The 26,951-nt window shown below is 35.1% G+C and carries 27 protein-coding genes; 17 read left to right on the top strand and 10 right to left on the bottom strand.

Features of this window, described 5'->3' with window-relative positions; translation table 11 throughout:
* Window positions 1-21: 21 nt before the first annotated feature.
* The 5 genes from H5V42_RS02140 to H5V42_RS02120 all read right to left on the bottom strand — a co-directional run bounded on the left by H5V42_RS02140 (window position 22) and on the right by H5V42_RS02120 (window position 5,744).
* Window positions 22-2,289, bottom strand: coding sequence for an aminotransferase class III-fold pyridoxal phosphate-dependent enzyme (locus H5V42_RS02140; protein ID WP_185781467.1), 2,268 nt, complete (start codon window positions 2,287-2,289; stop codon window positions 22-24).
* Between the two features lie 57 nt (window positions 2,290-2,346).
* The gene (locus H5V42_RS02135; protein ID WP_185781466.1) at window positions 2,347-2,838 is read right to left on the bottom strand and encodes a GNAT family N-acetyltransferase; all 492 of its coding nucleotides are present in this window, start codon (window positions 2,836-2,838) and stop codon (window positions 2,347-2,349) included.
* Window positions 2,839-4,236 (bottom strand): serine hydrolase domain-containing protein, encoded by a 1,398-nt coding sequence (locus H5V42_RS02130; protein ID WP_185781465.1) that lies wholly within the window; start codon window positions 4,234-4,236, stop codon window positions 2,839-2,841.
* A 168-nt stretch (window positions 4,237-4,404) separates the two neighbouring features.
* Window positions 4,405-5,085: a type 1 glutamine amidotransferase domain-containing protein gene (locus H5V42_RS02125; RefSeq protein WP_185781464.1), complete on the bottom strand. Its 681-nt coding sequence runs from the start codon at window positions 5,083-5,085 to the stop codon at window positions 4,405-4,407.
* A gap of 74 nt (window positions 5,086-5,159) precedes the next feature.
* Window positions 5,160-5,744 (bottom strand): Crp/Fnr family transcriptional regulator, encoded by a 585-nt coding sequence (locus H5V42_RS02120; RefSeq protein WP_185781463.1) that lies wholly within the window; start codon window positions 5,742-5,744, stop codon window positions 5,160-5,162.
* A 97-nt stretch (window positions 5,745-5,841) separates the two neighbouring features.
* On the opposite strand from H5V42_RS02120, the gene H5V42_RS02115 reads away from it, so the two are divergent.
* A complete protein-coding gene (locus H5V42_RS02115) occupies window positions 5,842-6,684 on the top strand; it encodes a 1,4-dihydroxy-2-naphthoyl-CoA synthase (protein ID WP_185781462.1) in 843 nt (280 codons plus the stop codon).
* A gap of 48 nt (window positions 6,685-6,732) precedes the next feature.
* On the opposite strand, the gene H5V42_RS02110 is transcribed toward H5V42_RS02115, so the two are convergent.
* Entirely contained in the window at window positions 6,733-7,134 is a 402-nt protein-coding gene (locus H5V42_RS02110) for a hypothetical protein (RefSeq protein ID WP_185781461.1), read from the bottom strand.
* Window positions 7,135-8,085: 951 nt separating this feature from the next.
* Entirely contained in the window at window positions 8,086-9,420 is a 1,335-nt protein-coding gene (locus H5V42_RS02105; protein ID WP_185781460.1) for a serine hydrolase domain-containing protein, read from the bottom strand.
* A 53-nt stretch (window positions 9,421-9,473) separates the two neighbouring features.
* Between H5V42_RS02105 and H5V42_RS02100 the strand changes: the two genes are divergently transcribed.
* Entirely contained in the window at window positions 9,474-10,130 is a 657-nt protein-coding gene (locus H5V42_RS02100) for a peptidoglycan recognition protein family protein (RefSeq protein WP_185781459.1), read from the top strand.
* 4 nt (window positions 10,131-10,134) lie between these two features.
* Window positions 10,135-11,604: a M14 family metallopeptidase gene (locus tag H5V42_RS02095; protein ID WP_185781458.1), complete on the top strand. Its 1,470-nt coding sequence runs from the start codon at window positions 10,135-10,137 to the stop codon at window positions 11,602-11,604.
* A 69-nt stretch (window positions 11,605-11,673) separates the two neighbouring features.
* On the opposite strand, the gene H5V42_RS02090 is transcribed toward H5V42_RS02095, so the two are convergent.
* Entirely contained in the window at window positions 11,674-12,510 is an 837-nt protein-coding gene (locus H5V42_RS02090) for an OmpA/MotB family protein (RefSeq protein WP_185781457.1), read from the bottom strand.
* Window positions 12,511-12,647: 137 nt separating this feature from the next.
* Window positions 12,648-13,754 carry a vWA domain-containing protein gene (locus tag H5V42_RS02085; RefSeq protein ID WP_185781456.1) on the bottom strand — a complete coding sequence of 369 codons (1,107 nt, stop codon included), beginning with the start codon at window positions 13,752-13,754 and terminating at the stop codon, window positions 12,648-12,650.
* Between the two features lie 173 nt (window positions 13,755-13,927).
* On the opposite strand from H5V42_RS02085, the gene H5V42_RS02080 reads away from it, so the two are divergent.
* The 9 genes from H5V42_RS02080 to H5V42_RS02040 are packed head-to-tail and all read left to right on the top strand — an operon-like array spanning window position 13,928 to window position 21,038.
* Entirely contained in the window at window positions 13,928-14,182 is a 255-nt protein-coding gene (locus H5V42_RS02080; RefSeq protein ID WP_185781455.1) for a MoaD/ThiS family protein, read from the top strand.
* Window positions 14,183-14,184: 2 nt separating this feature from the next.
* Window positions 14,185-14,823 (top strand): transglutaminase-like domain-containing protein, encoded by a 639-nt coding sequence (locus tag H5V42_RS02075; RefSeq protein ID WP_185781454.1) that lies wholly within the window; start codon window positions 14,185-14,187, stop codon window positions 14,821-14,823.
* A 9-nt stretch (window positions 14,824-14,832) separates the two neighbouring features.
* A complete protein-coding gene (gene moaA, locus H5V42_RS02070; protein ID WP_185781453.1) occupies window positions 14,833-15,819 on the top strand; it encodes a GTP 3',8-cyclase MoaA in 987 nt (328 codons plus the stop codon).
* Window positions 15,820-15,843: 24 nt separating this feature from the next.
* Window positions 15,844-16,434, top strand: coding sequence for an NTP transferase domain-containing protein (locus H5V42_RS02065; RefSeq protein ID WP_185781452.1), 591 nt, complete (start codon window positions 15,844-15,846; stop codon window positions 16,432-16,434).
* A complete protein-coding gene (locus H5V42_RS02060; RefSeq protein ID WP_185781451.1) occupies window positions 16,427-17,500 on the top strand; it encodes a HesA/MoeB/ThiF family protein in 1,074 nt (357 codons plus the stop codon). The genes H5V42_RS02065 and H5V42_RS02060 overlap by 8 nt, the downstream gene beginning before the upstream one ends.
* Entirely contained in the window at window positions 17,490-18,263 is a 774-nt protein-coding gene (locus tag H5V42_RS02055) for a sulfite exporter TauE/SafE family protein (RefSeq protein WP_185781450.1), read from the top strand. Before H5V42_RS02060 ends, H5V42_RS02055 begins: the two co-directional genes overlap by 11 nt.
* On the top strand, window positions 18,260-19,456 hold the full coding sequence (locus H5V42_RS02050) for a molybdopterin molybdotransferase MoeA (RefSeq protein ID WP_185781449.1): 1,197 nt from the start codon (window positions 18,260-18,262) through the stop codon (window positions 19,454-19,456). The genes H5V42_RS02055 and H5V42_RS02050 overlap by 4 nt, the downstream gene beginning before the upstream one ends.
* A complete protein-coding gene (locus H5V42_RS02045) occupies window positions 19,457-20,464 on the top strand; it encodes an XdhC family protein (RefSeq protein ID WP_185781448.1) in 1,008 nt (335 codons plus the stop codon).
* Window positions 20,457-21,038 carry a nucleotidyltransferase family protein gene (locus H5V42_RS02040; protein WP_185781447.1) on the top strand — a complete coding sequence of 194 codons (582 nt, stop codon included), beginning with the start codon at window positions 20,457-20,459 and terminating at the stop codon, window positions 21,036-21,038. Before H5V42_RS02045 ends, H5V42_RS02040 begins: the two co-directional genes overlap by 8 nt.
* A gap of 150 nt (window positions 21,039-21,188) precedes the next feature.
* On the opposite strand, the gene H5V42_RS02035 is transcribed toward H5V42_RS02040, so the two are convergent.
* The gene (locus tag H5V42_RS02035; protein ID WP_185781446.1) at window positions 21,189-21,872 is read right to left on the bottom strand and encodes a GntR family transcriptional regulator; all 684 of its coding nucleotides are present in this window, start codon (window positions 21,870-21,872) and stop codon (window positions 21,189-21,191) included.
* A gap of 257 nt (window positions 21,873-22,129) precedes the next feature.
* Here H5V42_RS02035 and H5V42_RS02030 point away from each other — a divergent pair, with 257 nt between their 5' ends.
* From H5V42_RS02030 to H5V42_RS02010, 5 genes are all read left to right on the top strand, one after another.
* Window positions 22,130-23,053 carry an EamA family transporter gene (locus H5V42_RS02030; protein WP_185781445.1) on the top strand — a complete coding sequence of 308 codons (924 nt, stop codon included), beginning with the start codon at window positions 22,130-22,132 and terminating at the stop codon, window positions 23,051-23,053.
* A 23-nt stretch (window positions 23,054-23,076) separates the two neighbouring features.
* The gene (locus H5V42_RS02025; protein WP_185781444.1) at window positions 23,077-24,171 is read left to right on the top strand and encodes an adenylate/guanylate cyclase domain-containing protein; all 1,095 of its coding nucleotides are present in this window, start codon (window positions 23,077-23,079) and stop codon (window positions 24,169-24,171) included.
* A gap of 43 nt (window positions 24,172-24,214) precedes the next feature.
* Window positions 24,215-24,751, top strand: a complete 537-nt coding sequence (locus tag H5V42_RS02020; protein WP_185781443.1) for a DUF4251 domain-containing protein — start codon at window positions 24,215-24,217, stop codon at window positions 24,749-24,751.
* 92 nt (window positions 24,752-24,843) lie between these two features.
* Window positions 24,844-25,635 (top strand): hypothetical protein, encoded by a 792-nt coding sequence (locus H5V42_RS02015; RefSeq protein ID WP_185781442.1) that lies wholly within the window; start codon window positions 24,844-24,846, stop codon window positions 25,633-25,635.
* 109 nt (window positions 25,636-25,744) lie between these two features.
* Entirely contained in the window at window positions 25,745-26,923 is a 1,179-nt protein-coding gene (locus H5V42_RS02010; RefSeq protein ID WP_185781441.1) for a PQQ-dependent sugar dehydrogenase, read from the top strand.
* The last annotated feature ends 28 nt before the right edge of the window (window positions 26,924-26,951 follow it).

Below are 26,951 nucleotides of genomic sequence, written 5' to 3'. Positions count from 1 at the left end.
TTTAATTATTTTTTTGACTAGTTAGGTTGAAGGTAAAGCTTCTAAAATACGTTCTAGATTAGAAACTACGGTATCAACGTTTTCTTTACTAAAACACAGTGGTGGTTTGCTTTTAATCACATTATCAAAAGGCCCATCTGTACTGAGTAAAATATGGCTTTTGCGCATTTGGTTTTTAAGGTGTTTGGCTAAAGCGGTATCCGGATTTTTAGTACCTATTTGAACAATTTCAATACCAATAAACAAGCCGTAACCTCTAACATCACCAAGGCATTTGTGTTTTTTTGCCAATTGTTTTAATTGATTTTGGTAGTATTCACCTACTTTTTTGGCATTTTGTTGCAGGTTTTCTTCTTCGATAACTTCTAATACTGCGGTAGCTATTGCACAAGACACTGGGTTACCACCAAACGAACTAAAAAACTCAACGCCTTTTTCAAAAGAATTGGCTATTTCTTGGGTACATACCACAGCGCCCATTGGATGACCATTGGCTATAGGTTTGCCAAGAATAACCATATCTGGTATAACACCTTGCGCTTCATAACCCCAGAAATAATCACCCAAACGACCAAAACCTGTTTGCACTTCATCACTAATACAAACTCCACCTTGCGAACGTATGGCAGGATAGACTTCCTTTAAATATCCTTCAGCTAAGGGTATTTGGCCAGCACAACCCACAACAGGCTCACAGATAAATGCAGCAATAGGTTCTGAGGCTTTGCTAATTTGCTGTACAGCATCTTTACCATACAATTCTCCTGCATTTTTTACTTCTGCATATTTACCTTGATAGGTATTGGGTAAAGGCGTTTTTAAGATGTGATTTTTCTGACCTTCGCCTTTGGGATTATTAAACTTATAATCGCTTATTTCAATCGCGGTTTGTGTATTACCATGGTAACCAGATTCCATAACCATTAGTTGTTTGGCTTTGGTATGGTATAAGGCCATACGTATGGCTAAATCGCTTGCTGCACTACCAGAGTTCACAAAAAATACCTTGTTTAATGAATCTGGAAAATAGGAACGTAGCTTTTCGGCATAGTCCGCTAATTGGTCATACAAATAACGCGTATTGGTGTTTAGTTTAGCCAATTGCTGTTGACCCGCTTTAACTACTTTAGGATGCGAATGTCCTACGTGGGGAATGTTATTGTAGGCATCTAAAAAAGTGTTACCAGCAGTATCATACATATATTGAAAAGCAGAACGAGACATGTGAATGGGATGCTCGTAACTCAGCGATAGACTATTACTTACATATTGATGTCTTCTTTGGATAATAGTTTCAATAGCTGGAGTGGTAATTGCTGTAAAACCAGCAGCTTTTCTAAATGTATTTTCCGCTTTTATAGGATTAATAGCTAGCCATTTATGAAGCATTTGTCGGGCATTTACCTCACTAATTGAAGCATAACTGTTCGCAGGGTCTATTTTTTTGGCGTAGGCAGAATTACATAAGCTTGTACACAATCTTGCTGCTATTAAATAGTACAATACCTGCAATTCTATTTCTTCTAAAGGAAGTATTTTGTGATACGATTCTATAAGTATAGTTGCCCAAGGTAGGGGGTCTTCTTTATCGTAACAGGCGTAAGTAATGGCAATAGCTAATTCATTAATCAGAAAAGAATGGGCTAAGTCGCCAAAATCGATAATACCTATTACTTCTTCATTCTTAACTAGAATATTCCATTCGTTTGCATCGTTATGAATAACTTGTTTTCGTAAGTAAGGCATAACATGACGTACATTTTCTTCGAACTGAAGAAAAAAGTATTCAATAACCTTTTTGTCTAAAGTATTGGTAACGGCATTTAGGTACTTTTTGTTTAAATCGAAATACTGTAAATCCCATTCCCATTGTCGGGCTTTTAGGGTGTCATTTGAAAACGTGCTTAATTCTTGGTCTAAACGAGCCATAAAAGCACCTAAAGATTGCATGAGTTTTTTAGAAGGTGCAACATCTCCTAGAAAATCACCCTCTAAATAAGACAGCATTCGGTAAATCTTTTGCGTACCATTTTCAGATACAAGTTTGCTATTTTGTTGGTCTGCAAAAGGAATGATTCTAGGTATTTTACCTGCTAACTTATCAGCCAAATATAGCAAAGTGGAATTCTCTGCATTTATGATGGCATGAAGTTCAGAATTGTAGCGATACGATTTAAAAATATATTCTGAATCGGCAGTAGACACCTTGTAATTTTGATTGTCATAACCATTTAAGAGTTCCACCGATGTAATAGGAAAACCGAATTCATTTTCTAGTACCGTTTTCATTGTTTTTGTTTACAGGTATTGCACTAGAATGCGCATTTGCACATTTAAAAAGTGGCACTACTTTAAGCTAAAATAAGATAATAATTCATCATTTTTTTGAAAGTTGCCAGTGTATTGTAAACCGAGCTTTTTTAACAATTGAATTGACTTTGCGTTTGTTGGTTTCGTAAATGCAATTATGTTCTCATGTTTCTCTTTGTTACAATGCGCTTTAAGAAATGCTTGGCTTGCTTCAAAGGTATAACCCTTGCCAGAAAATTGTGGAAGTATAGAAAAACCTATGTCAGGATGCGACTCTTCTTTTCTTTGAATTAAAGAAACAATTCCTATGGGTTTTTTTGTTGTTTTTAATATAAAGACCGTGTAATTAATAGCCGGATTTTCTAAAAGCGAATTGATATACTTTTGGGCGGTAACTTTATGGGTAATTTTTCTATCACCAATGTATTTTAACCATCCGGGTGAATTGAATAATTCAACAATAAAAATTGCGTCCTCTAGTTGCAAAGGTCTTAATAGGAGTCGCTCTGTTTCAAGAATTGCGTGCATTTAAAACAAATCATAACTAGGCCAATTGTTGCGGGCTAGTATTTCTTCTCTGAGAATGTTATTGAAATTATCGAGAATGGATTTTATGGGTATTGTTCTGGTATTGGCTAAAATTACGTAACTGTATTCATCATCAACTCTAGAGATTGCGGTTGACGTACCGGGTAATGACCCGTAGAACACCCAGTTTTGGAAACCAAAATACAACTCTTGTAATCCCCCAGCACTAACAATGTCAGGCCTACTTGAGTTCCGGTCTACAACAGTAATAAATCGGGCTAAATCGGTTGCCGAAGCAAGCCATCCGCCGTGGGAATCCATACGGGTGATGTTCATGGTTCCGTACGGACTAAATCCTTCTTGGTCTAAATACACTACTTCATTTGCATATTGCTCCTCTAAAGTGTTGCCACCCAATTCCATTTTAGAAATTCCGGCAGGACTCAATACAGCAGATTTGATAAAAGCTTCATACGATTGACCCGTTACTTTTTCTATAATTCGCCCTAAAACGGAATACCCAAAATTAGAATAGTAATAGGTGGAGCCTGGGGTAGTTTCTAAGGGTCTATTGTCTAACATATCATCAATAACTTCGCTTTGCGAAAAATCAATATTTGCAAACATGGGGTCAAACGGATTATTGGTCCAACCCGAAGTATGTTCAAGCAAATGCCTAACGGTAATCTGTTCAATGCCGGCAGCATAAGGCGGTGTACCGTAATCAGTTCCTAAAACACCACCTGTACCAAAAACCCGCTGGTTTAAACTTAAACTGGTGTCATCTACCAGTTTTAAAATACCAATGGCCGTAATTGGTTTTGAAATGCTTGCAATTCTAAATAAGGATTCGTTTGTTACCGCAGTGTTATTAGCAGGGTCTGCTAAACCAAAACTATGTTGATAAACTAATTTTTCATTCTTAACTATGGCCAATTGTATACCCGGAATGTCATAGGTATCCATAAGCACATTCATCTTTTCTGTCAAAGAAGTAATAGCAGTAGTAACAGTTACCTCATAATTTTTAGAGGAACCATCTTCGGCAACAACTTTTAAGGTTGCTGGTGCTGTTAAATCGATACTGGTTTCACCACTTACAAGTTCTTGAGACCCTAAATAAAGGCTTGCCTTACTAGAAATGGAGAAATTTGGAATAAGGCTGGAAAGTTCTGTATTTACAGGTAAAAATAGGCTCGCGCTATTAGATGATAGTGTTGCTTCTGAATTTACAGGAATGGAATTGGTATTGGAACTAAAAGAAAACGAAATGAGTTCTTTAGCACTGGATTCGCTATTGGGTTGTTCGGTACTAATTTCATCATCAGTTATTTCTGAATCACTACTACAACCCCAAAAGAGTAGTATTACAATAAGTAAATAGCTTAACTTTTTCATGCGCAGTTTTTTAGCACTTAAAGCTATCGTAAAAAATGCTGTAAAACAATACCTGCTAGCGGGTATGCAACAGCAATCGTTTTTCTTGAGATATTAACACAAAAAAAACGGCCTGAAAAATTTTCAAACCGTTTCTAAAGTTTACCAAAATAGGGGGGAGGTAAACTTTTAATTTAACTGATGCCATAAAAGTTCTGCAACTTTTTCTGATGATGCTGGGTTTTGACCCGTAATCAATAAACCATCTGCTATAGCGTGGGCACTCCAATCTTCTTTTTTGAAATAAATACCTCCATTTTCTTTAAGCATATCTTCAACTAAGAACGGAACCACATTTGTTAATTGTACGGCTTCTTCTTCGGTATTGGTAAAACCGGTTACCTTTTTACCTTTCACTAAAAAGCTACCGTCAGTGTTCTTAGTGTTTTTGAACACTGCTGGAGCATGGCATACAGCAGCTACAGGCTTACTGTTTCTGTAAAAATCTTCTATAAGTTTAATCGAATTTTTATCCGTTGCTAAATCCCATAACGGACCGTGGCCACCAGGATAAAAAACAGCATCAAAATCTTCTTGATTCACGTTTTCTAGCTTTATAGTATTCGCTAATTTCTCTTGCGTTTCTTTGTCTTGATTAAAACGTTCTGTGGCTGGTGTTTGAAAGTCTTCCATTTCACTTTTGGGGTCGATTGGTGGTTGTCCGCCTTTAGGTGAAGCCAGTGTGATGTTTACTCCCTTATCTTTTAAAAGGTAATATGGTGCTGCAAATTCTTCTACCCAAAAACCTGTTTTTTCGCCCGTATTTCCTAACTCTTCGTGACTTGTAAGTACAAATACTATAGTTTTCATCGCTGTGTTTTTTTGTTTTGAGCTACAAAATTATGAGACACAGCTTAGGTAAAAATTGATGTATGATAAGAAAGCTATGTATTAGCCAATTCTTTTCGAATTCTACTTAAACTTTCTGTAGTGATACCCAAATATGAGGCAATGTGGTAATTTTTTACATGCTGCTCTATATTGGGATAGGTATGCATAAACTGAAGATATCTTTCTTTGGCAGGTAAAGCTAAATTGGCTAAAATTCGCTTTTGAAAACTAGCGAAAGCCTTTTCTAATTTCTTTCTGAAAAAGGCCTCTAATACAGGAAATTCTTCATAAAGCCTATCCAGATTTGCTTTCGTAATTTTAAGTAAGGTACAAGCTTCAATTACCTCAATAGTCATTATTGCTCTAGAACCTTCAAAATAAGCCGTATAATCGCTTATCCACCAATCGTTAATGGCAAACTGTAAGGTGTGTTCTTTTCCGTTAGGTGCCAAATAAAACGTTCGTAAACAACCTGTTAGTACATAGTATTGTGTGGTAACTATATCATTCGCCGTTATCAGAACATCATCTTTTACCAATTCAATTTTAGCAAACTTACTGCCAATGTGTTCAACCGCAGTTGCAGGTAGACTTACGGTATTAAAAACTTGTTTTATTTCGGCTGGCGAAGGCTGCATTGAATGAGTACCTATAAGATATTTGGTAAGATAGCAAATTGACCCTAAGTTTTTTGAATTTTACTTTCTAAGTATCTTTGAAACTAAAATTTTTAGCATGCAAGAACCAAATTGGCAAACAGCCATTGAATTTGAAGATATTACCTATAAGAAATGTAACGGCGTTGCACGAATAGCATTTAATAGACCTGATGTACGTAATGCTTTTCGACCTAAAACTACAAGCGAATTGTACAAAGCATTTTATGATGCTCAAGAAGATACTAGCATTGGTGTTGTTCTACTTTCTGGAGAAGGTCCCTCTAGTAAAGATGGTAAATGGGCATTTTGTAGTGGGGGCGACCAAAAAGCGCGTGGTCATAAAGGCTATGTAGGCGAAGATGGATATCACCGTTTAAATATTTTAGAAGTTCAACGCTTAATTCGTTTTATGCCTAAGGTAGTTATTGCTGTGGTGCCTGGTTGGGCTGTGGGTGGTGGCCATAGTTTACATGTTGTTTGTGATATGACATTGGCGAGTAAAGAACACGCAATTTTTAAGCAAACAGATGCTGATGTAACCAGTTTTGACGGTGGATATGGTTCTGCGTATTTGGCAAAAATGGTAGGGCAGAAAAAAGCTCGTGAGATTTTCTTTTTGGGTAGAAATTATTCTGCTCAAGAGGCTTATGAAATGGGAATGGTGAATGCTGTAATTCCACATAATGAGTTGGAACAAACCGCTTATGAGTGGGCCCAAGAGGTATTAGAAAAATCACCTACTTCAATTAAAATGCTAAAATTTGCTATGAATCTTACTGATGATGGTATGGTGGGTCAACAAGTATTTGCAGGTGAAGCCACACGTTTAGCTTATATGACAGAGGAAGCTATTGAAGGTAGAAATGCGTTCTTAGAAAAGCGAAAGCCAGATTTTGGAAAAAATAAATGGATTCCTTAACAAAAAGGAATCCATTTTATCAATCAATCAACCAAAAAATATACTAATCTATAGTTTCTTACGAAGCTTCTTAAGCTTTGCTTTGTTCTTTGCTGTCTTCATCTCAAGCTTGGCAATTTTAAGTTCAAGCTTTTCTCGTTGTACATCTGACAGTTTGTTATTTGTGCTAGAATGACGCTCCCTTAATTTTTCTAGTTTAATACCATCTGTTTTAATAGTATTTTCTAAACCTAGAATTGAACGTTCTAGTTTGTTTTGTTTTTTGAGCGTTTTTATTGTTTTCTTAGCCTCTTTTTCTTCAATTTTAAGTTGCTTATCCGACTTTTTTCTATCAACTTCGGTAGTTTCAACACTAATTTCTTCAACATCTTCAGTGTTTTCAACTTCCTGAGCTTGAGCAACTACAAGTGGTGCAACAATAAAGGCAAGCAGTAAAACAATTTTCTTCATGGTTCTTATTTTATCTATAAGACACCAAACTATGAAAAAGTCACATCTTTTGTAAATAACAAGAAGAATTTCATGTAGCAAAAAATATTGACATAGCACGGTAGTACCAACAAAATTGAAATTCAGTAGTAAAAAAAATAACGTGTAATTAAGGAAGGTAAAAGAAGTAAACAATTTAAAAAAGAAAAGCATACCACAACAAAATGATTTTATAGCGCTTGAAAATCCTTACTAAGTATTATAAGATTTTCTCATTTAAGTCATTAACCATAGTACTGTTCTAAATAGAAAAGAGCCTTGTCTTACGATCAAGGCCCTTTTACGAGAACACTATATGAAAATGAAAAAATTTACTTTCTGAATTATTACATGGTAAATGTACGTTGGGTGTTATGGCAAGAGAAATTATTGTTGTGTAGCTAGTAGACCTTGTGGTTTGGCGCTGTTAAATTGTAATTATGATTTTTTCTTATGCCTTAATCTTTATGACTATTTGGCAATATGTAGTGAAGTATACGTAAGGAATAGAAACAAAAAAGAGCTTTGTCTTGCGATCAAAGCCCTTTTACGAGAACACTATATGAAAATGAAAAATTTACTTTCGTTATTATTACATGGTAAATGTAGGTTGGGTGTTATTGCAATAGAAATTATTGTTGTGTAGCTAGCGTAGCTTGTGGTTTTGCACTGTTAAACTGTAATTACGATTTAGGTTATTACCAGAATCTTTATAACTATTTGCAAATGCATAGTGAAGTACACGTAATGGGTAGAAACAAAAAAGAGCCTTGTCTTGCGATCAAAGCCCTTTTACGAGAACACTATATGAAAATGAAAAAATTTACTTTCGTTATTATTACAGTGTAAATCTATATTAGGTGTTCTCGCAAAGAAAAATATTGTTGCGTAGTAAGAAGAGATTGTGGTTTGGCCCTATCAAATTGTTATTTCCTAATTGATTGCTGCTACTAAAGCGCTTAAAAAGGCATTAACATCAAAAATTGGATTCTCAGCAAGACCAGTTCTAACAACCACCAAGTCTTTAGACGGTATTATAAACACAAACTGTCCTTGAAACCCATTCATGCTATATAAGTCTTTTGGAACATCTGGATATACCCCTTCGGCATTTAACCAAAATTGACCGCCGTAAGTTCCATTACTATTTGCTGTAGGTGTGGTAATATAATCTACCCAATTGGTGTCAAATAGCTGTTCTCCATTCCAATTACCTTTATTTAAATACAATTGTCCTAGTCTTGCCCAATCTCTAGTAGAGGCCCAACCATAAGAGGAGCCCACATAATTACCTGCATAATCAGCTTCAATTAAAAAACTGTGTGCACCTATTTTGTCGAGTAGATTAGCGTATGGATAATCTAAATATTCTTGATGTGTTCTAAATTGTTGGCGTAAAATTCCTGACAATAAATTGGTTGTCCCCGAAGAATAATTCCAAATTTCTGTTGGATTAGCAATTGCTTCTTTTTGTTTTTGAGCTAACGTCATATCATCATCTAAAAACAGCATTTTAGTAACGTCAGAAATAGCGCTGTAATCTTCTTCCCAAGCTAAACCACTCTGCATACGTAGTAAATGGTTAATAGTTATGTTTTTGCGGTCATCATTTTCCCATTCCGTTATTGGAGCCGGCCAGTTCACGTCTATTTTTCCTTGATGTTGCAGAATTCCAAAACAAGTAGCAAGAACACTTTTGGTCATAGACCAACCTAAAACCGGTGTGTCTTTGGTAAAATCATCTACATAATTCTCATGAACTAGGTGGCCTTTATATAGTATTAAAAGTGTTCTTGTTTTTTGAATTTCATTATTAGCAAAGGGCAAAGCAACAGCTCTGTTAAATGCTGCTTGGTCTATTTCGGGAAAAATGGAATCTTTAGCCGGTAAATGCCCAAAAGGGTAGGGAAGAGAATCAAATTTTTGGTTGCGTTGTGGTTGTAAAAAATTCTTTTCTTCTTTATAATCATCACTCACCAAAACTGCACCTAAGCCCTGTCTGTCTATTGCTTTTCGTTCGAGCAAGCCGTATACATCAGCAGACGCTTGTTGCACGGTTTTATCATAGCTAGTTGTGGCCAATTCTATAAGCGGCATTTGCAAATCGGTTTGATTTACATAACCGGGTTGATGACCAGCAATTAAAACACTAGAGGCCATATATTTTGAGGCATAACCAGATATAATATTGAGTTTAGGGTAGTTGAAGTATAATAGGACTCCCACAATTACTACTAAAAGCAGTAGAATTCTCTTAATCCATTTCATTAACGTTGGTTTTATAGTAACTTAAACGCTCTAAGTTATACCAATTATTACGAATGAAAAAGTTACTTTTTTTACTTATGACCATACTGTTTTGGTCTTGTTCTATAGAAAAAAGAATAGTAGATGACCCTATTGTTTTTAATAAGCAACGTACAACCTTGACTCAAGAATACCTAGAAACCCGCTATGATTTAAAACGTGATAGTATTACCATTACACCAAAAATGATTGTATTACACCATACTGTTTTACCAACCTATAATGAAACATTTGCTGCTTTTAACCCAGCTACGCTACCAGGCTGGCGCCCAGATTTACAAAATGTTAGTGGATTAAATGTTTCCTCACAATTTGTGGTTGATAGAGATGGTACTGTATACCGTTTAATGCCAGAAAACTTTATGGCAAGACATGTTATTGGGTTAAACCACTGTGCCATAGGTATTGAAAATGTGGGTGGAACGCCAGACTTACCATTAACCAAGGCTCAAGAAAAAGCTAATATTAAATTGGTAAAATATCTTGCTAAAAAATATCCTATTCGTTATTTGATTGGACATAGCGAATATACCCAGTTTGAAGGTCATAAACTGTGGTTAGAAGTGGATGAAGGATACCGTACCGAAAAAGATGACCCGAGTGAGGAATTTTTAAATGTAGTTCGTAATGCCACTAAAAATTTTAATTTTGAGGCCGTTCCTAAAAACTAGACCAATGAAATACTGTCTGTTATCTTTTTTTCTGTTGCTTTTTATAAGTAATACTGCGCAAGAAGATTTAACCTCTCAACTTTATGAAACTTATGATAAGTATAAAGAAGATGCGTTAGATAAGCGTAGAATAAAACCGTATCAAGTTCAATTATTAGTTAATGAACTTAAAAAGAACAAAAAGTTTACGGTAACTAAAGTTGGTGAGTCTATACAGGGTAGAGACTTAAATCTAATAAGTATTGGTAAAGGTTCTATTGATGTGTTTTTATGGTCTCAGATGCATGGTGACGAACCCACAGCAACACAGGCAATTTTTGATATTTTCAATTTTTTAAATTCAGACGATTTTGTTAAAGAAAAAAGAGAAATTTTAGCTCGTGTTAAGCTTCATTTTCTACCAATGCTGAATCCAGATGGGGCGCAACTATTTACTCGTAGAAATGCTTTAGGTATTGATATTAATAGAGATGCGCTTCGCTTACAATCTCCTGAAGGTAGAACACTTAAAAAGGTTAGAGATAGTTTAAATCCAAAATTTGGGTTTAATCTTCACGATCAAAGTCGCTACTACAATGCAGAACGTACAGCTAAACCAGCAACGATTTCATATCTAGCTCCTCCTTTTAATTATGAAAAAGACATCAATACAATTAGAGGAGATGCCATGAAGGTCATTGTATTTATGAATAACATCATTCAAAAATATGCGCCAGGCCAGGTTGGCCGCTATTCTGACGATTTTGAACCTAGAGCCTTTGGTGATAACCTCACTAAATGGGGAACAGGGGTAATTTTAATTGAGTCTGGAGGATACCAGAATGATAGAGAAAAGCAAGAAATTCGAAAACTAAACTATGTTTCTATTTTGTCTGCTTTATACACTATTGGAAAAAACACTTATAAAGATATCCCTATAGAAGATTACGAGAAAATTCCCCATAACGACCGTAAAATGTTTGATTTAAAATTGACTAATGTAACCTACCATATAGATAGTATACCGTATCAATTGGATTTGGGAATTTATAGAAATGAAGTTGATGATAGAAATCATGATAAATTCCACTATGAAAGTATCATTGCTGACCAAGGCGATTTATCTACCTACTACGGTTATGAAACATTTGATGCTACTGGATATACCTTAGTAGCCCCAAAAGTAACTGAACAAATTATTGAACTTCCAGTGAATTTTGAAATGGTGACAGACTATGAAGACTTTGTTACTTCTGGTTTTGCCTATTTACGAGCCAAAGGTATGGAAGAGGTAAAACCCTTTCAAAAGGCACGAATTAATCTGGTGCCAGAGGAGTTTGAATTACCTGAGTTTAATCTACGACCAGGAATTACACCAAATTTCTTCTTAAAAAAGGATGGAAAATATACCCATGCAGTACTAAACGGTTTTCTTTTAGACTTGAGTAAACCTTTAGACGCGCAAGAGTTTGGTAACGCTTTGATTTACAAATAGAAACCAACCAATTTAAAAAAAAAGGGACGCCTTATTGTGCGTCCCTTTTCTATTTAATATGGTTACTTTTTAAGGCTGTGTTTCTGCTTCTGAATCTAAAAGCGCAAAGAACTTGTCTAAATCTGGAATTATAACAATTCTAGTTCTTCTGTTTTTTGCCATACTGTCTTTGTCAGTATTCTCAACCAAAGGCTGATACTCACTTCTACCGGCAGCAATTAATTGGGTAGGGTCCACGTTAAAATCTTTCTGTAATTTTCTCACTACTGAGGTAGCACGCTTTACACTTAAATCCCAGTTGTCTTCTAACATAGGAGTGCTGATTGAGCGGTCATCTGTATGCCCTTCAACCATTACCTCCATACTTGGTTCAGAGTTGATTACTTCTGCCAACTTACCCAAAATACCGTCAGCTTTTTTATTAATGCTGTAGCTTCCTGTTCTGAATAAAAGATTATCAGAAATATTAATCATTACTACAGTTTTATCAACAAATACATCTATATCATCAGCATCTTCACCAGAAATAGATTTCTTAAGGTTATGAGATATGGCTAAATTCACTTTATCTTCCATTGTTTTGGCTTCAGCAACTTTTGCTGGGTCAATTTCTTTTAAAGTGTTTTCTAGCTTCGCTTTGGTATCGTTGCTCATTACCTGACCATTTTCTATGGTATATTGGCTATCACTAATTTCTTTTAACGAATTAATTTTAGCATTGTATTCAGCAACACGAGCTTCTATTTTAGAAAGTTTAGTTTCTAGTTCTTCTTTTTCAACTTGCGTCTTAGATAATTGTGATTGTGTTTGCGCTAAGTTCTCCTCTAAGGCTACATACTTCTTCTTTGATACACAAGCGGACAACAATAGCGTTGCGGCAACACCTGTTAAAATAACTTTTTTCATTCTTCTAATTTTGTGTTCTAAATAGTATTCGGTTTTATGTACGTTTGGTTTTGGTGTATTAGATGTTTTATAATTTTTAGGCATAAAAAAAGGACTCCGTTAGGAATCCTTTTAAAATCTTATTTCTCTGATATGTATTATTCACAACCACCGGTAAAACCGTTAGCACTAAATTTTGTTTGAACCGCACCTTGTTGCGCACCATCAGTTAATTGAATAACTAAATTATTTTCACCACTACCATCTCTTTTTGGCGTACAGTATTCAAAAAGATAAAAGCTATTTGCTTGTTCTGTTACCCGTGCTGAGATTTGATTGAAAGTGGTTTCTAATTCTTCTTTATTTGCGGCAACAACACTAGCTGTTTTACCTATTTCTCTTAATACTTCTTGGTCAATTTCTGCACCTAAACCAATAGTGAATAAAGATACGTTAGGGTCGGCATTATCCACTGCGTTTAAAGCGCTACTTTCAGTATAACGAGAGGCTTGGTCTGTACCATCTGTAAAAATGGTAACAGATGTTGCTCCAATAATAGTGTTGTCTGTTTCTTTAATTAAGTTGTTAGCAATCTCTGTTGATTTAATAACCGCACCATACAAATCTGTAGAAGGGTCATTACTGATATCTGCAGTAATACCCTCTATAGCTCCAGATAATTCAGCAATTGAAGAAGTTAACGGATTTAATAAGTGGAGTTCGTCTTCACCATCAAACCAATATATAGCCATTTGAAACGAATCGGTTTCATTAGCTGGCATAACATTATTTACAAAACTTACCGCCGCTGTTTTAAGTTCTTCTAAACTACTTTCTAGTACAGAATTACTTAAATCTAACACCAATAGTGCATTGTTATTAAATACTTGAGCATTTGGTGATATACGTGCTTGTGATTCTGATGAAGATATTACATTGAAACAATCATCATTTCGTCCTTGTTCGTAAATCGTAAACTGGTCTGCAGTTAGACCCGCTACCGGATTACCTAAATCATCTGTTACTTTAAAAAGAATAGAGATTTTTGCCGGTGCTTCGGCTTTTTGTGATTGTATAGAAAGAATTAAATCGTTTTCATCAAAACCAAGGCAGTCATCTGGTTCTGACCCACTACCTAATCCGCCGCCATCAGTATTACCACCATTTCCAAGATTAAAATTTACGTCATCATCTGAATTACCACAAGAAGTTGGTAGTAATACTAATGCAATGATAATAGGAACTATCCTTAAAACGTTTTTCATTTTCAATTTTTATAGGTTCTGCATTAGCAACGCAAATTTGCAAAATGTAGTATAAACGTAATCTTAAAAATTTCCCATAAAATTTGGTTAAAGCCCTTCTAAGAATGGTTAAATTCTAGAAAACTCCATTCTATTTAAGTAATTTCATTGCTCAAAAAATTAGAATTTTTCTCATGACTATATTACTTTTTGGTGTTACCAAGGATATTATAGGTACCCCACAACTATCTATACCTACAAGTACCTTTACGGGCAAAGAGTCTCCAAAAACTGTAGGTGATTTGCGTTCTTTTTTGCAGAACGCCTATCCAGAATTAAAAAAATTATCATCTTTAGCTATTGCTGTTAATAACAACTACGCTGAGGATACCAAACCTATAAATTCGTTTGACGAAATTGCGTTAATTCCACCGGTAAGTGGAGGATAATTATGAAAGAATATTTAGAACCTACACCCTTTATTGACTACAATTCAATTGAAATTCAAGATTTAATTACACCTTTTAATACCAAGAAACTAACTGCTATTGAAAAAGCGCAAGGTTTATATATAAAAGTTAGAGATGGCTGGCGTTACAACCCTTACCACATAAGTGTTGACCCTAAAAATTTTGTTGCTAGTACCTTATTCCTAAAAATAGATGGGCATTGCATAGAAAAAGCAATACTTTTAATTGCAGGTCTACGGGCGTTAGGTATACCTGCGCGTTTGCGTTTAGCAAAAGTTACCAATCATATTGCCGTGGAACGTTTAACGGAGCGTTTTGGAACTAACGTTTTAACACCACACGGTATGGTTGATGTTCATCTCAAAGGCAAATGGGTTAAAGCCACACCTGCTTTTAACAAGGAGCTTTGTGAACTAACTAATGTTGAGCCCTTAACATTTGATGGTGAAAACGATTCTGTTTTTCAGGAATTTAATTCAGATGGCCATCGATTTATGGAATATTTAGAGGACTATGGTCATTTTGCTGATGTACCTTTAGACTTTATGAAAATGAATATTCAAGAGCACTATCCCACAATTTTTAAAGAAGATGATGGTATTCTCGATTATCGTTTTTAACTTAGAGCTATGTTGATAGATAATCACGGTAGAAAAATAGATTACTTACGACTCGCAGTTACAGACCGATGTAATTTACGTTGTAATTATTGTATGCCAGCAGAAGGCATAAATTTTGCGAAGCCTACGCAATTGTTATCAACAGAAGAGTTAAAGCGTGTTGCCACAAGTATGGTTGAATTGGGTGTAAATAAAATTCGCTTGACGGGTGGTGAACCTTTTGTTCGAAAAGATGTGATGCTTTTACTCAGGCATTTGTCAGATTTAAAGGGTTTGCAAGACATTTCAATTACTACCAATGCCACGCTTATTGGTAAACATATCAATGAACTCAAAGAGCTTGGCATTCAAAACATTAATGTTAGTCTAGATGCTATTAAAAAAGAAACATTTGAGAAAATTACCCGCAGAAAGACGTATGATATTGTTCGTGAAAATCTAAATAGATTACTTGAAGAAGATTTTAATGTTCGTATTAATTTTATTGTGTTAGAGGGTCAAAATGAAACAGATATTATTCCGCTTTTAGAGGAAATGAAAAATTATAAGGTTGGGGTTCGATTCTTAGAGGAAATGCCTTTTAATGGTGGTTCCAAAAGTTTTGGCAGTATTAAATGGCATCATAAGGCCATTTTGGAATACATTTCTAAAACGTATCCAAAATATCAAAAACTAGATTCACCTGCCACATCAACTTCAATGAATTATAAAATTGAAGGGCATCTAAGTACATTTGGTATTATACCTTCTTTTAGTAGAACATTTTGTGGTTCTTGTAATCGTTTACGTATCACAGCAAAAGGTGATGTTATAACATGTTTATACGGTAAACCTAAAACAAATATAAGAACGCTATTACGCACAGCAACAACTGATATTGCCTTTAAAGAGGCTATTATGGAAGCTATTTCAACACGCGCTAAAACCGGATTTGAGGCGCAAAGCGAACACCAAGAAACTATTTTTGATAACAGCATGACGTCTATTGGCGGTTAATGTTTTGAAATACGAATAGAACTTATGTTACATCCTAAGCTTTATGGTTTAATACTTTCTGGCGGTAAAAGTACCCGTATGGGTTCAGATAAAGGCATGTTAGAATACCATGGTAAACCTCAACGTGATTATTTGTTTGAACTTTGTGAGCAATTGTGTGATGGTGTTTATTATAGTATTCAAGAATCGCAAGAAAAGGCTTTTGCAAATAAGCCTACAATTGTAGACCAAAATGAGTTTCGAGGCCCGTTTAACGGTATGTTGAGTGCACATAAAAAACATAAAGATGCTGCTTGGTTAGTATTGGCTTGTGATTTACCGCTTATAGATAAGCTAACTATTTCGCAATTGATAAAAGAGCGAGACACCACAAAAAATGCCACATCATTTGCTACCAATAAAACAAAACTACCTGAGCCTTTAATTACAATATGGGAACCAAACGGATTAGCAAAAGCCTACGAATACATGCAAACAGCCGAAAGTTCTTGTCCCAGAAAATTCTTATTGAATTCAGAAATTAAATTAGTCTTTCCTAAAGAGGATACGGTACTTTACAATGCAAATTCGCTCGAAGAATATAATTACGCCAAAAAGCTATTGAACAATGGCTGAAAATAGGTACATACGGCAGACTACTTTACCTCAATTTGGCAAAGAAGGGCAACAAAAACTAAAATCAGCAAAAGTGCTGGTGGTGGGTTTAGGTGGTCTTGGTATTCCGGTGGCAACCTATTTAAACGCTATGGGGGTAGGCACCTTGGGTTTAGTTGAAAATGATGTTATAGCGCTACATAATTTACAACGACAAGTTTTGTATGCAGAAACCGATGTAGGAAAACAAAAATTAACAGTTGCCATAGAAAAGCTAAAGGCTCAAAATAGTGAAAGTAAACTAGTTCCTTTTGCAACCTTTATTTCGGTGACTAATGCCATAGAAATCATTTCTCAATTTGACCTTATTGTGGATGCTACAGACAATTTTGCTACTCGTTATTTACTTAATGATGCCTGTGTTATTGCAAAAAAACCACTTGTTTATGGCGCCTTACACGGTTTTGAAGGGCAATTAACGGTTTTCAATTATAAGAACGGACCAACATTACGTTGTTTGTTTCCAAGTCAACCCAAGCAAGAAGAAATTCCTAGCTGTAACGAAAATGGCGTTTTGGGTATTTTACCCAGTATTGTGGGCTCTTTGCAGGCACTAGAAGTAGTAAAATTAGTAACCGGAGTAGGTGAGGTACTCTCTGGTAAACTATTACTATATGATGGATTAAGTCAGTCCACACAAAAGATTGGTTTTCAAGTAAAACCTGAAAACCTTGAAATTCAAAAATTGCTAATTAGCTATCAAGATGGAGGATGTAATACGTTGAATAGTATTGCATCAGAAGAATTTTTAGCACTTTTACGTGAAAAACAACCTCAAATAATTGATGTTCGTACAACCTCAGAATTTAAAGAAGATCATTTAGACCGTTCTATAAATATTCCATTGGCTGAAATCTCAAATAATTTGAATAAAATAGATTTCTTAGCACCAGTATATTTACTTTGTCAATCAGGTAAACGTAGTATTTCGGCCTATAATCAATTAAGCGAGCTATATCCAGAAGCTGAGCTTTGGAATATAAATGGTGGACTCAATCAACTAAATCTACACATTTTTGCAAGTTGAACTATTTGGCTTAGCCTTAGCATTTTTCTTAATTGCCTTGCTGTATTCTAGTGTAGGTTTTGGTGGGGGTTCAAGCTATTTAGCTTTATTAACATTAGTCTTTACTTCGTTTTTTGTGATTAGAAGCTCCGCCTTGTTATGCAATTTAGTAGTGGTTTCTGGCAGTAGTTTTTTGTATTACAGAAAAGGACATCTAAAGCTCAAGAAATTCTTACCTTTTTTGATTACTAGTATTCCACTAGCATTTGTTGGAGCCACTTTTCGATTAAATGAAAAAGTATTTTTTATACTGCTAGGCACATCCCTTATTTGTTCAGCAATTGCACTAATTATACAAACGTTGCAGCTGAAATCTGAAATTCAGATTAAAAAGTATCCTAACTATCTACCTTATGTTTTAGGGGGAGCAATTGGCTTACTTTCTGGTTTAGTAGGTATCGGTGGTGGTATATTTCTTGCACCAATTTTAAATCATTTAAAATGGGAAAAACCAATTGTAATTGCCGCTTTAGCTAGCTTTTTTATCTTAGTAAACTCTGTTTCGGGTACTGTTGGCTTGTTAACCGCTGGAACTTTTGAAGTACCCTTGCCAGAACTGTTTATCTTAATTGCTGCAGTTTTGTTGGGTGGACAGATTGGAGTAAGGTTAAGTCTTGGAAAATTAACAGGTAAAACCATAAGATATGTTACCGCAGTATTGGTTTTTGTTGTAGGCTTTAAAGTACTACTAACTAACGGATTACAAATTTCATTTTTTGTATGATTGATTTTGAAGAAGCTTTACAATTAGTTCTTAATAACACTACGGAATTTGGCGTAGAAAAAGTTGCTATTCAGCAAGCTACGGGGAGGTGTTTGGCTGAGGACATTTTTGCTGATACTGATTTTCCACCTTTCAATAGGGTAGTAAAAGATGGTATCGCCATAAATTATGAAGGCTACCAAAAACAACAACAGCCATTAAAAATTGAAGGTGTAGCAGCCGCTGGCGACCCTCAGAAAACGTTAGAAAACTCTTCTCATTGTTTTGAGGTAATGACGGGGGTCATTTTACCCAAAGGAACAGATACCGTGGTAATGTATGAACAGTTAACCATTTTAGAAGGGTATGCTAAAATTGAAATTCCACCAAAACCTAATCAAGAAATTCATACTAAAGGTTCAGATGAAAAACAAGGAGCTTTATTAGTTTCTGCCGGTAGAATTATTACCGCTGCTGAAATTGGAGTATTAGCTTCGGTAGGGAAAGAAGAAATCGTAGTTAAAAAACATCCTAAAATTGCCATTATCTCAACAGGAGATGAATTGGTTGATATTCACCAAAAACCGGAGCCTCATCAAATTCGAAAATCCAATTCGTTTTCCTTACAATCGGCATTACAAACTTTAGGGATATCATCTAATTTATTACATTTTCAAGATGTGTTTTCTGAGGTCAAACAAGGTTTAGAAGATGCGTTAATTACCTATGATGTTGTTTTGCTAAGTGGTGGCGTGTCTAAAGGAAAATTCGATTACTTACCAAAAGCGTTGGAGGAATTGGGTGTGGAAAAGCTTTTTCATAAAGTAAAACAACGACCAGGAAAACCTTTTTGGTTTGGTAGGCATTACAACTTAAAATGTACGGTGTTTGCGTTACCAGGAAATCCAGTATCTACTTTTGTGAATTTCCATATTTACGTTTTAAGTTGGTTTTATAAATCTATAGGGTTACCATTTCCTGAGAATTTGGTAACTTTAAAAGAAGACTTTGAAAATAAAACCGATTTGACTCTTTTTGTACAAGTTGCTATTGTTGTTGAAGGGGCAAACTTAACAGCAACATTTGTTAAGGGTAACGGTTCTGGAGATTTAACCAGTTTAGTTAGGTGTAATGGATTTGTGAAAATTCTACCAAAAGTTATAGTATATGCAGGAGAGATGGTTTCATTTTATCCAGTTAAAAACATTGTATAAATGACACATGAACTAAAGAAAATTATAACTGGTTATGAACAGGCAGCGCAAAGCGGAATTAAAACTGTTCTAGCTACTGTGGTTGCCTTAGACGGGTCATCTTATCGAAGACCAGGAGTTCAAATGTTAGTATTAGAAAATGGCACCATGGTTGGCGCCGTTAGTGGCGGCTGTGTTGAAAAAGAGGTGTTTCGCCAAGCGGAAACCGTATTTAAAACTACTAATCCTAAAATGATAACCTATGACGGTCGATATCGCTTAGGATGCGAAGGTATTTTGTACATTCTTTTAGAACCCCTTCAATTAGAGTCTAAAGTTATTAAAGCGCTTAAAACGGCTTTTCAAAAAAGACAATCATTTCAAATGGCGAGTTATTATGAACAAGCTGAAGGAGAAAGTGTTCATTTTGGAAGTATACTAACTATTGACGGTCAAACATATCCTGTTAATACTTTTTTTCAATTAGATACCAAAAAGCCTGTTTTTGAGCAAGAATTTAGCCCTTGCTATAGTTTAATCATTATTGGTGCCGAGCATGATGCTGTTCAGTTAGCAGCTATGGCTTCACAAACAGGCTGGGATGTTACTGTGGTTGTTAATCCAAGGGAAGAAAAAACACTTTCCTATTTTATTGGTGCTTCAAAACTGGTAGCAAGTGATGGTGATGGGCTTGACTTACCAATAGATGCTCAAACTGCCGTTGTAGTAATGACGCATAGCTATGCTAAAGACTTAAAATATCTATTGGGATTAAAAAAATACCAACCCGGTTACTTAGGTTTATTAGGACCCGCAAGACGCAGAGAACAGCTATTTAACGAATTGTTAGCGTTAGATAGTGATATAGCATACGAGTTTATTGAAAATATTAATGGTCCGGCGGGTTTAGATATTGGTGCTGAAACTTCCCAAGAAATTGCCATTGCTATTTTAGCTGAAATTATTGCACTGCGGAATCAAAAAACTGTCAATTCACTTAAAAACAAAGAAGGAAAAATTCATGCCTAAAACTGCAATCTTAATTCTTGCAGCAGGGGCTTCCACACGTATGGGGAGGCCCAAACAGTTACTACCCTGGAAAAACACAACTTTAATTGGTAATTGTATTAAAACCGCAAAAGCAATTACAGCAGATGTGTTGGTAGTTTTAGGGGCTAATGCAACTATAATTTCAGATGTTTTGCCAAGTTCTGTAGAAACCGCAATTAATATTGGCTGGAAAAATGGTATGGGAACCTCAATAGCTTTTGGAGTACAACAAATCGAAGAAAAATTTCAACCTGAGCAACTTTTGGTTTTATTGATAGACCAACCATTGATAGATGAAGCATATTTAAAAAAGCTTTTACGGCAAAATTCAAACAAAATAGTAGCTACTAAATATGGGAATAGAGTAGGGGTTCCTGTTTTATTCCCTAGAACAGTTTTTAAAGAATTAAAAAACTTATCTGCGGACCATGGGGCTAGACACCTCTTAGAAAAGTTTAAAGACCAGCTATTAATTCTAGAAGCTAATGGAAAAGCAGTAGACTTAGATACCCCAGAAAACTACGCTAATTATTTTGATACTTATGGCAAATAAGTTTCTTTAGAGACTTGGGTTTTGTTGGGTTCTAAATCTTGAAAGATACCGCAAGCAATCTGCTTTTTAACCAACGTCTTTTTCTTTTGCTTAGCCAAACGCGCAATTTGAGGATTCAAATGTTTCATGTCATTACAAACGTATTTTGGTCTATACTATTGTATGTTCTGGTGTAGCTGTAACTTCCTCAGCATCAATAACAGGGTTGTTTTTAGCCATTTCTATACTCAAATGGTCTAAAATCTGCATCCAATTCATTTTTAGAATTAATTCAGCTGTAGGTAAGTTATCTTCTTCTATGGCTTGAATGATAGCTTCGTTCTGATTATCTACATTTTCATAAAAAGCACTTTTGCGGATGTAATGCTGCTCATAAAACAACATACGTGTTCGTAGATTATTTAAAATATCTAACAAAATCGGATTCGCTTTATGAGTTAGTAACCGATGAAATTCAAAATGTTCTTTGATTCTAAAATTTATGGTATGTGTATTCACTAAAGCAGTCAATTGTGTGCGCAATAAATTATAATCATCGGTATTAAATTCAGATTTACTTAATGCTAATGCCTCTAATTCTGCTATAGTTTGATAAAGATGTCGGGCTTCGGCTAATGTTAATTTGGCAATTACAAAACCTCGATTAATTTCAGCTTTAATTATACCAACATGTTCCAACTGAGTTAGCGCTTCTCTAATGGGTGTTACGCTAATACCTAATTCTCTAGACAAACGTGCTAGATTTATAGTCTTATCTAATTTTAAATGTCCGTTCTGTAATTGCTGCATTAAATGCATTCGAACCTTATCTCTTAAAGCAATTTTTTTCGCCATAAAACAAACCTACAAATCGTATACGATAAATATAACACTTTATTGTGCTATTCGGTGAATACCTAGAAATCCTCTTTAAAACAAATGATTCCAAGCCCTTTATCGATAAATACGATAGTTTTCTAGAAAAAACCTATTTCTATAACCCCATTAAAGCTTGGGTTACCTTTATTTATTTTTACTGTTATTTATAGTAGTGGTTCATAATTAAATTCAGAAGTTTGTTTGGAAATAAAATCCAACCAAAAAAACCAAACATGAGTAAAAAAGATTCCGCTTGGTTAATACTTCTTGCTTTCTTTTCCATTTACGTGATTTGGGGCTCTACTTATTTGCTGAATAAAATTGCGGTTGGTGAGATATCTCCCTTCTTTTTAGCAGGTATTCGTTTTATAACGGCTAGTATATTAATCTTCGTAATTGCAGTTGCTACAGGTAAAAACATTAAGATAACCTTCAAACAACTAAAAAATACAACGCTAGCGGGTTTTCTTTTTTTAACTGTTGGCAATGGTTTAGCGGTTTGGGCCTTAAAATATGTAGATAGCAATTTTGCTGCTTTAGAAATATCTGCACAACCTTTGGTTATACTGCTATTAATGTGGATTCTACAAGGCAAGAAAATTCAACCTATGTCTATGCTGGGTATTGCGCTTGGAATGTTAGGTATTTACTTATTGGTGAGTCAAAAAAACATTTTGGATCAAGAAAATGCATTTGTGGGTATTCTTATGATTTTTGGTGCCATGTTAGCTTGGGCTTACGGTAGCCTTTTTATTGGAAGTGCCGATTTGCCCAAAAATTATTTTGTAAATACAGGTTATCAAATGCTCACAGGCGGCGTGTTATTGATGCTAATGAGTTTACTTTTTGGTGAACAATGGTCTTGGATTACTTCATGGTCTTCAGAAGTACAAATATCAATGGTGCTGCTAATAATCTTTGGAAGCATTGTGGCATTTACATCGTTCAATTTTTTGCTAAAAAAGGTGTCTCCAGAAAAGGTTGCTACCAACACCTACGTTAATCCTATAGTTGCCATGTTTCTGGGTTGGTACTTTTTAGATGAAAATATAAAACCCCAAGCTATTATTGCTGCTGTTATTTTACTTACCGGTGTATATTTTATCAATTCTAAAAAGAGAATAGTGCTACTCGCTCGATTTAGAAAACGAGTTTAAATAGAAAACGATTAATTTTAAGCATGCCAACCTTATCACCTAGTGCAAAAAGACTTTTAGCTAGAACCTTACCGCATGCCTTTATATGGCTGATAACAGGTTTGGTTTTTATGATTTCTGATAGTTTAGCCATTGGCAATAGCAAAGTTTCTGAAGGTACTATAGTTCTAAATCCACAAGTTATGCTCTTTGCAAGCCTGTTGATATTTTTGGTCGGATTTATTGTAGGTCTATTAGAAATAACCTTGGTAAGCAAATTATTCTCTAAACTAGTTTTATGGAAATCTGTAGTTTATAAAATCATTTTTTACGCTTGTTTTTTTGTGGTTATCATGTTTATATCTTACCCAATAGCTGCTAGTCTAGAACTACAAAAACCAATTACAGACCAAGCGGTATGGACAAAGTTTTGGAAATTTTGGGGTGATACTGCGTTTTTAGGAACCGCTATTCAGCTCTCATTTTCCTTGATGCTGTCTTTATTTTATTCTGCTGTTAGTGAAAATTTAGGTCATAAAGTGCTTAAAAACTTTTTTACTGGCGCTTATCATCGACCTATGCAAGAAGAGCGAGTATTTATGTTCGTAGATATGAAAGCTTCTACAACTATAGCTGAACAACTAGGTCATGTTGATTATTTTAAGTTATTACAAGACTATTACAATACTTTTTCAAAATCCATTGTCAATCATAAAGGAGAGGTCTATCAATATATTGGTGATGAAATTGTAATTACCTGGAAAACAAAAAACCTTAATCTTTCAAACTGTGTTCAATGTTTTTTTGAAATGAAAAAAGCGCTTCAGATTAAAAAAAACTATTTTAATAAAACGTTTGGTATCGTACCCGATTTTAAAGCAGGTTTGCATTTAGGGCAAGTTACAACAGGAGAATTAGGGGCTTTAAAAAAAGAAATTGTTTACACCGGCGATGTGTTAAATGTAACTGCCCGTATTCAAGGATTATGTAATGAAAATCAAACTGATTTTTTGCTTTCTGAAGACGTGGTAAATCGTATACGAAATTTAAAAAACTTCTATTTTAAAGAGGTTAGCGGGGTATTTCTAAAAGGAAAGCAGACACAAACTAAAATTTTTAAGGTTTCGCTAAAACCTTAGGAATATGGTATACTTTTTGGTACTTTAAGGAAAAGTTACCGCTATGAAAAAGTTATTTCCGTTACTATTTTTTTCTATACTAATTGGTTTAGGATGCAAAACTAATTCCAGAACGGTAGACCCAGAGCAAGTACAGGCACTTGCAAATTCTTTAGAATCCAACCCATTAAAAATTGAATTTGATTTTGCCTTACCCTTAGTTACTACTAGCATGGCTCAGCTGGGCAACGCACAACTTTTTCCGTATGGTAGTAATGCCAGTAGAATTTCTTTAAATGGTTCAAATGCAACAATGGTAATCTCAAAAGATTCCGTTGAGGCACATTTACCGTATTATGGAGAACGCCAAATTGTTACCACGACTAATCCATCCAACGCCGGAATCCAATTTAATGGAGTGCCAAATAATTTTAAAGTGAATCAAAATTTAGATAAAGGAATGGTACTTGTCACTTTTGATATAAATAACGCTACTGAGAATTTCCAAATTGACCTTGAACTATTTCCGAATAAGAGAGCTATGTTACATGTTTTTAGCACGCATCGTAGACGTATTAGCTATCAGGGGAACATAGAATAGACTATTTGTTAATTTCTATGCAGTTCAACGAATTTAAGTACTACGCCTCTACAATACACGTTATGCAAGCATAAACTAATAAATACTATTACATGAAAACTTTTAAACATTTTGCTTTCAGATATGTTTTGATAGCAATAGTTGGTTTCACTGTATTTTCTTGCTCAGATGAGTCAGATGACCCCCAAATACCAGAAGATGCCCAATTATCTCAAACAGAAGTACAAACCGTACTAGAAGTTGAAGACCTTAATTCGACAGTCGATGTTGCGTTAGCAGAGTTATTTAATAGCGAAACAAATTCGTTAAAAGCTACTAACAGTAAAAACGATTGTTATACTGCAGAATACACTGATACTGGTTTTACAGCAACGTTTAATAATTGCCAACTTAATGGCACTGATAATATTAACGGTACTGTTGTTGTAACTTATAACGAGTCTGCAACCGGTGCATCATACAGCGCAAGTTATACCGATTTTTATATAGGTACCATTAAAGTTAATGGTACTCGAACTTTTGTTTTAGATATTGAGGAATCTGAAATGGGAATTTCATACACAGTAACTAGTGATATAAGTGTGGAGTTTGAAGATGGTGAGGTAATTTCAGAAACGGGTACCAAAACCTTAGCCTTGGTATTTGAAGATGGTGAAGATACCCTTTTCCACTTATCTGGAACATGGACAATTGTTGAAGGCGGTGATACTTACGTATTATCGGGTAACATTTACAAACAATTAAACTGTGAGTATTGGAGCTCAGGTGTTCTAAACCTTTCTAAAAATGGTTTAGCAGTAGACTTAGACTTTGGAGATGGTTCTTGTGACAATAAGGCTACCATAATTTATCCTAATGGGGCTACACAAGAAATAGACATATAAAAATCTTATGATATTTTAAAAAGCCCAAACAATTGTTTGGGCTTTTTTTATGCTTTAGAACTCTTTACTAATATCGTATTTTTACGTTCATCATAAATCTATGGGCAAAATGTACAAAAAGTCACTTTTTTTAATCGCACTAACCTTAACATTAGCTTTTACTAGCTGTAAAAATGCTACAGATTCTAATACAGAGACTGCTCAGGCAGCCTCTACTATTGAAAAAGATTCGCTTTTACCACTAGAGAAACTAAAATTACCAGAAGGATTCAAAATTTCACTTTTTGCTAAAGGCATTGATGGCGCACGTTCTATGGCCATGGGTGATAATGGAACTTTATTCGTAGGTACTCGTACCGAAAACACCTTGTACGCTGTTGAAGATAAAAATGGCGACTTTAAAGCAGACCGTATTGTTGTATTAGATACCAGTTTAAATGTACCTAATGGAGTAGCTTTTAAAAATGGTTCGTTGTACGTGGCAGAGGTAAACAGATTATTACGTTATGATGATGTTGAAAATGCCATTGACAATTTACCAGAACCTAAAGTTATCTATGACGATTACCCAGAAGAATTTCACCACGGGTGGAAATACATTGCTTTTGGACCTGATGAAAAACTTTACGTTCCTGTTGGAGCTCCTTGTAATATTTGCGATAGTGCTGTAGTTGATAAACGTTATGCTTCAATAACCCGAATGAATGCTGACGGAAGCGATAGAGAAATTTATGCTCACGGTGTTCGCAATACAGTAGGTTTTGATTGGCACCCTGATAGTAAGGAACTCTGGTTTACAGACAATGGGCGTGATATGCTTGGCGATAACATTCCACCTTGTGAGCTTAATCGTGTTGAAGAAATGGATCAACATTTTGGGTATCCCTTTTGTCATGCAGGTTTAATTGCTGACCCAGAATTTGGCGACCAACGTTCTTGTGATGAATTTATAGCACCTGTACAACAATTAGCACCACATTCTGCTCCCTTGGCAGTAAAATTTTATACGGGCGATATGTTTCCGGATGCCTATAAAAACTACGCTTTTATTGCTGAACACGGGTCATGGAATCGCACACAAAAAATAGGCTACCGTATTATGTTGGTAGAATTAAAAGATAATAAAGCAGTAGCGTATAAAACGTTTTTAGATGGTTGGTTAGACGATAGAACTCAAGAGCGTTGGGGTAGACCTGTAGATATTTTGTTTTTAAAAGATGGTTCTATGTTAATTTCTGATGATTTTGGTGATGCCATTTATAGAGTTACCTATGAGAATCCTGCATAAATTTTCATAATATTTTATAAAATTCTTA

This window comes from Croceivirga lutea (assembly GCF_014235875.1).
Classification (GTDB): Bacteria; Bacteroidota; Bacteroidia; order Flavobacteriales; family Flavobacteriaceae; genus Croceivirga; species Croceivirga lutea.
The sequence above is the reverse complement of the archived record's forward strand: the minus strand, read 5'-3'. Positions and strand labels throughout refer to the sequence as shown.

Bases quoted from the DNA above. Each gene is read 5' to 3' on its own strand.
- H5V42_RS02140 (WP_185781467.1), bottom strand. From the start codon at position 2,289: ATGAAAACGGTACTAGAAAATGAATTCGGTTTTCCTATTACATCGGTG.
- H5V42_RS02135 (WP_185781466.1), bottom strand. From the start codon at position 2,838: ATGCACGCAATTCTTGAAACAGAGCGACTCCTATTAAGACCTTTGCAA.
- H5V42_RS02130 (WP_185781465.1), bottom strand. From the start codon at position 4,236: ATGAAAAAGTTAAGCTATTTACTTATTGTAATACTACTCTTTTGGGGT.
- H5V42_RS02125 (WP_185781464.1), bottom strand. From the start codon at position 5,085: ATGAAAACTATAGTATTTGTACTTACAAGTCACGAAGAGTTAGGAAAT.
- H5V42_RS02120 (WP_185781463.1), bottom strand. From the start codon at position 5,744: ATGCAGCCTTCGCCAGCCGAAATAAAACAAGTTTTTAATACCGTAAGT.
- H5V42_RS02115 (WP_185781462.1), top strand. From the start codon at position 5,842: ATGCAAGAACCAAATTGGCAAACAGCCATTGAATTTGAAGATATTACC.
- H5V42_RS02110 (WP_185781461.1), bottom strand. From the start codon at position 7,134: ATGAAGAAAATTGTTTTACTGCTTGCCTTTATTGTTGCACCACTTGTA.
- H5V42_RS02105 (WP_185781460.1), bottom strand. From the start codon at position 9,420: ATGAAATGGATTAAGAGAATTCTACTGCTTTTAGTAGTAATTGTGGGA.
- H5V42_RS02100 (WP_185781459.1), top strand. From the start codon at position 9,474: ATGAAAAAGTTACTTTTTTTACTTATGACCATACTGTTTTGGTCTTGT.
- H5V42_RS02095 (WP_185781458.1), top strand. From the start codon at position 10,135: ATGAAATACTGTCTGTTATCTTTTTTTCTGTTGCTTTTTATAAGTAAT.
- H5V42_RS02090 (WP_185781457.1), bottom strand. From the start codon at position 12,510: ATGAAAAAAGTTATTTTAACAGGTGTTGCCGCAACGCTATTGTTGTCC.
- H5V42_RS02085 (WP_185781456.1), bottom strand. From the start codon at position 13,754: ATGAAAAACGTTTTAAGGATAGTTCCTATTATCATTGCATTAGTATTA.
- H5V42_RS02080 (WP_185781455.1), top strand. From the start codon at position 13,928: ATGACTATATTACTTTTTGGTGTTACCAAGGATATTATAGGTACCCCA.
- H5V42_RS02075 (WP_185781454.1), top strand. From the start codon at position 14,185: ATGAAAGAATATTTAGAACCTACACCCTTTATTGACTACAATTCAATT.
- moaA (WP_185781453.1), top strand. From the start codon at position 14,833: ATGTTGATAGATAATCACGGTAGAAAAATAGATTACTTACGACTCGCA.
- H5V42_RS02065 (WP_185781452.1), top strand. From the start codon at position 15,844: ATGTTACATCCTAAGCTTTATGGTTTAATACTTTCTGGCGGTAAAAGT.
- H5V42_RS02060 (WP_185781451.1), top strand. From the start codon at position 16,427: ATGGCTGAAAATAGGTACATACGGCAGACTACTTTACCTCAATTTGGC.
- H5V42_RS02050 (WP_185781449.1), top strand. From the start codon at position 18,260: ATGATTGATTTTGAAGAAGCTTTACAATTAGTTCTTAATAACACTACG.
- H5V42_RS02045 (WP_185781448.1), top strand. From the start codon at position 19,457: ATGACACATGAACTAAAGAAAATTATAACTGGTTATGAACAGGCAGCG.
- H5V42_RS02040 (WP_185781447.1), top strand. From the start codon at position 20,457: ATGCCTAAAACTGCAATCTTAATTCTTGCAGCAGGGGCTTCCACACGT.
- H5V42_RS02035 (WP_185781446.1), bottom strand. From the start codon at position 21,872: ATGGCGAAAAAAATTGCTTTAAGAGATAAGGTTCGAATGCATTTAATG.
- H5V42_RS02030 (WP_185781445.1), top strand. From the start codon at position 22,130: ATGAGTAAAAAAGATTCCGCTTGGTTAATACTTCTTGCTTTCTTTTCC.
- H5V42_RS02025 (WP_185781444.1), top strand. From the start codon at position 23,077: ATGCCAACCTTATCACCTAGTGCAAAAAGACTTTTAGCTAGAACCTTA.
- H5V42_RS02020 (WP_185781443.1), top strand. From the start codon at position 24,215: ATGAAAAAGTTATTTCCGTTACTATTTTTTTCTATACTAATTGGTTTA.
- H5V42_RS02015 (WP_185781442.1), top strand. From the start codon at position 24,844: ATGAAAACTTTTAAACATTTTGCTTTCAGATATGTTTTGATAGCAATA.
- H5V42_RS02010 (WP_185781441.1), top strand. From the start codon at position 25,745: ATGTACAAAAAGTCACTTTTTTTAATCGCACTAACCTTAACATTAGCT.